We start from the raw sequence: 4,497 nt of genomic DNA, 5'->3' as shown, positions 1-4,497 counted from the left end.
CGCGTCTTCGCTTCAAGGCACTGCAATCGTTATCGACGGGGATACCATCGAGATCCACGGGGAGAGGATCCGGCTCGATGCCATTGACGCACCCGAAGGCCGGCAGCCCTGCCTTGATGCCTCAGGCCAGGAATACCGTTGCGGCCAGAAATCCGCCTTCGCCCTCGCTGACATGATGGGGCGCTCGGTCATCAGATGCGAAGCGACGGGGCGCGATCGCTACAAGCGCATCATTGCCGTCTGCTTCAAGGGTGAGACCAACCTCAATGCCTGGATGGTTGCCCAGGGCTGGGCGGTTGCCTATCGGAAGTATGGAAACGATTACATAACCCAGGAAGACGAGGCGCGGCTCAACCGCCGGGGGATGTGGGCCGGTTCCTTCGAAATGCCCTGGGACTGGCGGGCGCGGAACAAATGAGCTGCAACGACGGTATAGCAGCACAGGAGGCGTCGCAGGATGTGCTGGCAGGACTCGCTGAGCGCGTGACGTTTGAAAATGCCGAGAGCGGCTTCTGCGTGCTGCGCGTCAAGGTTAACGGGCACCTCGACCTCGTGATGCTGGTGGGTCACCTCGCGGCGACATCCGCCGGGCAATGGATCATCGCGACAGGCGAATGGTTCAACGACCGGACGCATGGGCTGCAGTTCAAGGCGCGTTTCTCAAGACCACGCCGCCCACCACGGCTTGGGGATCGAGAAGTATCTCGCCTCCGGCAGGATACGGGGGATTGGCTCAGTCGAGGCGAAGAAGATGGTGAAAGCCATTTTGGCAGTCGAGCAGCCGCGAGATCTGACAAGTGCCCCAACGATATTGCCGTTTCTATGTTAATGATTACGCAAATGATTCCAATGCTATCAAAATACTTTACAAACCTACATATAATATAATTAGAGATTTGGGATCAATATCAACTTCTGAGCTTCCCAGATTCTGATGATCAACTTGATACCGTCGTTTTTTGCCGGCCTGATGAATGTGGGTGTTACGATTCCTGACCCAGCGCTCAGCAGACGTCATGAACGCATACACTGCTAAGAGTCTTAAGTCTTTGAGTGAGCCTCTGTTGTGATAGTTGACGCGTCCAGTTGATTGGAGCGATATTGGCTGAACTCATCGCAAGATACGACTGGGTTTTGAGCGATAAAGCAATGAAAGAAACGGATTTGTTAGCATGCAGTAACGATACAATTTTACCGACAGACGTGTCACGCGCGCTCGCAAGTTTGGGCTCATCACTAGAGTTTGAATACGACCTCACTCACCTGCGTACAGCTGAGGCAGCATTGGGATCGCTTTCTTGCGATGGGAAGACTATCAGCAAAGCCATACTAAGCGACGCTGTCGAGTATGCGAGAGATGTGCTAGGCTCTAAGGCCTATGCTCCCTGGCTCTGGGTATACGCCGCGTCGACTGGAGGCTTTCGTGAGGGGTGGATTCCGGATAATTATTATGGTCGTTGGGTTGTCCCGAACCTCAAGGGTGACTACGGTCCGCTGGCCGGCCGCCGGGCTTCGTCAAGTTTAATTTTTGGCGGTTCCTTCTCGCCCGACCTTGCATATCAGATCAACGGTCGATTATTTGATTCTGGCCTGCGACAAATCAGTGGTGCCGAATTGAAGGAGCGCGTACTGAACGGCATCGATGAGGTGGTGGTCAAACTAGATCGATCAAAGCGGGGAAATGGCATATTCTTTATCGATGTCAGCGACCTGGAAGTCGAACGACTTCAAGCGGCTGGAGATCTAGTGCTACAGCGCCGGGTACGTCAACATGCGTCCTTTGATCAGTTCTTGTCGGGTCCTGTATCGACACTTCGTTTAACGACGGTCGTCGATGAACACGGAGGGACTCACCTTCGATCCGCCATGTTACGGCTTCCACTTTTCGGCCAAACCCACGTGATGACAGTGCCAGGACTACAAGTGGCCGTTGAGTTGCGGACAGGCTACCTCTTAGAAAGCGGTCTTGGAAGCGACTGGCGCTGCCATTCCACACATCCCGATTCCGGCTTCCTATTCAGTGGTTTTCAAATACCGAACTTTGCAGCGTGCAGAGAGGCCGTTCTGTTGCTCCATTCCAAGGTCCCCTTTCTTCACTGCGTCGGGTGGGATATGGCAGTTGATGAGCAAGGAGCTCCCGTGCTTCTTGAAGTCAACGCCAAGCACAACGGCATCACCTTCGCGGAGGCTGCCACCGGGCCTTGTTTTTCGGGCCTCCGCTGGGAGCAGCTTTGGCAATCCGGAAGAGAGTACACTGAGAGGTCAAAACTATTGAAGCCTGCCGCCTGGCAGCCAAGAGCATCATCATGATTCAATATCTTTGCGTGGAGCGCTTCGCAGACTTCACGATTAATAAGGCACTGTCGAGCGGGATCCTACCTCGGGACAGGGTTACCTTCCTCAGCTATGAGCAGATGTTCCATGAAAGACAGGTTCCGGCCGGTACCTATGTGTTCACGGATTTCGACCGGCTGACGCGATATGAATTGGAATGTGCTTCCGAGGCATGGCGGATTCTGCAAAGGCACTCCGGCATGGGGCTTATGCTTAATGCACCGCACCGTGTGCTCGAGCGGGTCGCCCTCCTGCAGGCCCTTCACCGCGCCCGCATCAATAACTACGGCGTCTGGCGTATTGGTGATGGCATTCTTCCTGATCGATATCCGGTCTTTATTCGCTCCGAGGACGACTGCGCCGGACCCGAAACAGACCTCATTCCTAACGAGTATGCCTTGATGCATACAATTGCCCTATTACAAGAGAGGGGAACGCCTCTACGTGGCCGCATAGCAGTCGAATATTGCGCGGAGCGCCACATGGATGGCTACTTCAGGAAATATGGTGCTTTCAAAATTGGCAAAACCATCCTGCCCCACCACGTACACTTCTCACCCCACTGGATCGTCAAGGCTGCCAATGCCCGGCGCGACGCCGTGAATGACGATCCCGGAAAGATCAGCCTGCCATCTCACGAGCGTGAGGAACTCGATTACGTAATGGAAAATCCACACCACAGGGAGTTGGAAACGATTTTCCAGATTGCAAGCATTGACTTTGGTCGGATCGACTACAGTATCGTCGGTGGGCGCATTCAGGTCTACGAGATCAACACGAACCCTACCCTGCCTAGCGCTGGAAGACCGGGAGCCGCGCCACACCGCCAGATCACGAGGGAACGTTTTAAGGCCGCTTTTTTGGCGCTGGAGCCGTACCCGTTGCCCCAGAGTGCGCTTATTCCTATTGATCTGGCTAAGCCACAGCGCCAAGACATGCGAGCCCCCAGGGCAAATGGGATCACAACATAAACTGTTCTAACTAAGTTATCCCTCTCTAATCCGTCCGCCGTGAAGAAACTATCTAAAGGCGAACCGCAGTGTGCCTGCAGCGTGTGACCGGAACGGAAGCAATCAAGCACAGAAGAAGCCTCCCCCAGTTGAGGAGGATGCGGAAATTATATTTAGCGGGGGCAAGCCTGAAATTAATGGCGTTGCACTGGCGAGCGGTGAGGTAATTGCAGTCCATGCGGTGGCCGTCCTTTATTTGCCGATGACGGAACCAATGGCTGAGCAGCGGCGTATCCCGTGCTTTGTAGTGGCCGTCAAGGGCCGCATCTGAAGAGAAGTGTAGACCTTGAACCTGTGGGAGAGGTGGTGCATCACTTCCGGGGTGATTGACCTCGGTGAGGACGCAGCTGATGTCGTTTCTGATGCTTTGCGTTATGTTCGGAATGATGCTTGCCAGCGTGTGGTTGTCATAAAAGTTGCCCGGCACTGCGCTGGCATGGACGACGCGCCATCCGCCCTTCGAGCACTGGAGCGTGGTGGCAATCGAGAACCTCACGCTGAACTCGCAGGGCGTACACGCCCTTCGTTTGCCGAAGCACTCAACCTCAGGCGCATGCAAGGCCGTAGATCTTGCCTACCCTTTTGGCTCTTCCGTTATTCAAGTACCCTACTCGCAAGGTAGAGGGTCTCGCGGAGGAAGTCCTACAGACCATACTCGCCTGCAATCTGTTGGGAGATGTCGCGAATGGTGCAGTCGAGGTAGGTCCGGAGGGTGCGAAGAGCTTTTTTGCTCGCTTGAGCTACCTTGCGCCAGCATAGCGCTGGTGCCGGATAAGAGCGAACTTACCAAACTACGTATAGGATTGGCTGTGATCGAGCTCTGTCTTCATCCTCTGCAAATTTTTCGACAGAGCGAGCCACGCATCGTGACCGCGGTGACCCGCGAAGCAATTTTGCAAGAAAGCCAGAGTTATCGATTCGCCTTCCTGCAAGATCGAAGACTTCGGCCACCCGGATCGGATTTTTTAAACGAGAGGTTTAGGGATTTTTCAACGGATGCCGCAGAACAGTACAGGTTAACCTGCGACAATCACACCTTAGCACTGGACTTACCTGATTTGGACGATCACCCGATATGTCTTCATCTTATTTGTGGGGGTAACCTGAATATCTCTCGAAACGTGCTGCAGCCTAACAATACTGAGGCCCGCAT

At 54.3% G+C, this 4,497-nt stretch carries 6 protein-coding genes; 5 read left to right on the top strand and 1 reads right to left on the bottom strand.

Annotated features, from left to right (window positions below; genetic code table 11):
- The 4 genes from ACILRN_RS15885 to ACILRN_RS15870 all read left to right on the top strand — a co-directional run.
- The coding region (locus ACILRN_RS15885) for a thermonuclease family protein (RefSeq protein WP_395689940.1) at positions 1-418 on the top strand (418 nt) is incomplete at its 5' end.
- A complete protein-coding gene (locus tag ACILRN_RS15880; RefSeq protein ID WP_395689939.1) occupies positions 415-888 on the top strand; it encodes a hypothetical protein in 474 nt (157 codons plus the stop codon). The genes ACILRN_RS15885 and ACILRN_RS15880, both read left to right, overlap by 4 nt.
- Before the next feature lie 213 nt (positions 889-1,101).
- On the top strand, positions 1,102-2,310 hold the full coding sequence (locus tag ACILRN_RS15875) for a sugar-transfer associated ATP-grasp domain-containing protein (RefSeq protein WP_395689938.1): 1,209 nt from the start codon (positions 1,102-1,104) through the stop codon (positions 2,308-2,310).
- Entirely contained in the window at positions 2,307-3,305 is a 999-nt protein-coding gene (locus ACILRN_RS15870) for a hypothetical protein (protein WP_395689937.1), read from the top strand. The genes ACILRN_RS15875 and ACILRN_RS15870 overlap by 4 nt, the downstream gene beginning before the upstream one ends.
- Before the next feature lie 52 nt (positions 3,306-3,357).
- On the opposite strand, the gene ACILRN_RS15865 is transcribed toward ACILRN_RS15870, so the two are convergent.
- Positions 3,358-3,840 carry a hypothetical protein gene (locus ACILRN_RS15865; protein ID WP_395689936.1) on the bottom strand — a complete coding sequence of 161 codons (483 nt, stop codon included), beginning with the start codon at positions 3,838-3,840 and terminating at the stop codon, positions 3,358-3,360.
- A 268-nt stretch (positions 3,841-4,108) separates the two neighbouring features.
- Here ACILRN_RS15865 and ACILRN_RS15860 point away from each other — a divergent pair.
- Positions 4,109-4,497 (top strand): hypothetical protein (locus ACILRN_RS15860; protein ID WP_395689934.1); only part of this gene is annotated, 389 nt, incomplete at its 3' end.

Origin of the sequence: Aestuariivirga sp. (genome assembly GCF_044238155.1) — a bacterium.
Lineage (GTDB): Bacteria > Pseudomonadota > Alphaproteobacteria > Rhizobiales > Aestuariivirgaceae > Aestuariivirga.
This window is presented reverse-complemented; position numbering and strand designations above follow the sequence as displayed.

What these genes read in the sequence shown, in the direction of transcription:
- ACILRN_RS15870 (WP_395689937.1), top strand. Translation starts at nt 2,307, where the DNA reads ATGATTCAATATCTTTGCGTGGAGCGCTTCGCAGACTTCACGATTAAT.
- ACILRN_RS15880 (WP_395689939.1), top strand. Translation starts at nt 415, where the DNA reads ATGAGCTGCAACGACGGTATAGCAGCACAGGAGGCGTCGCAGGATGTG.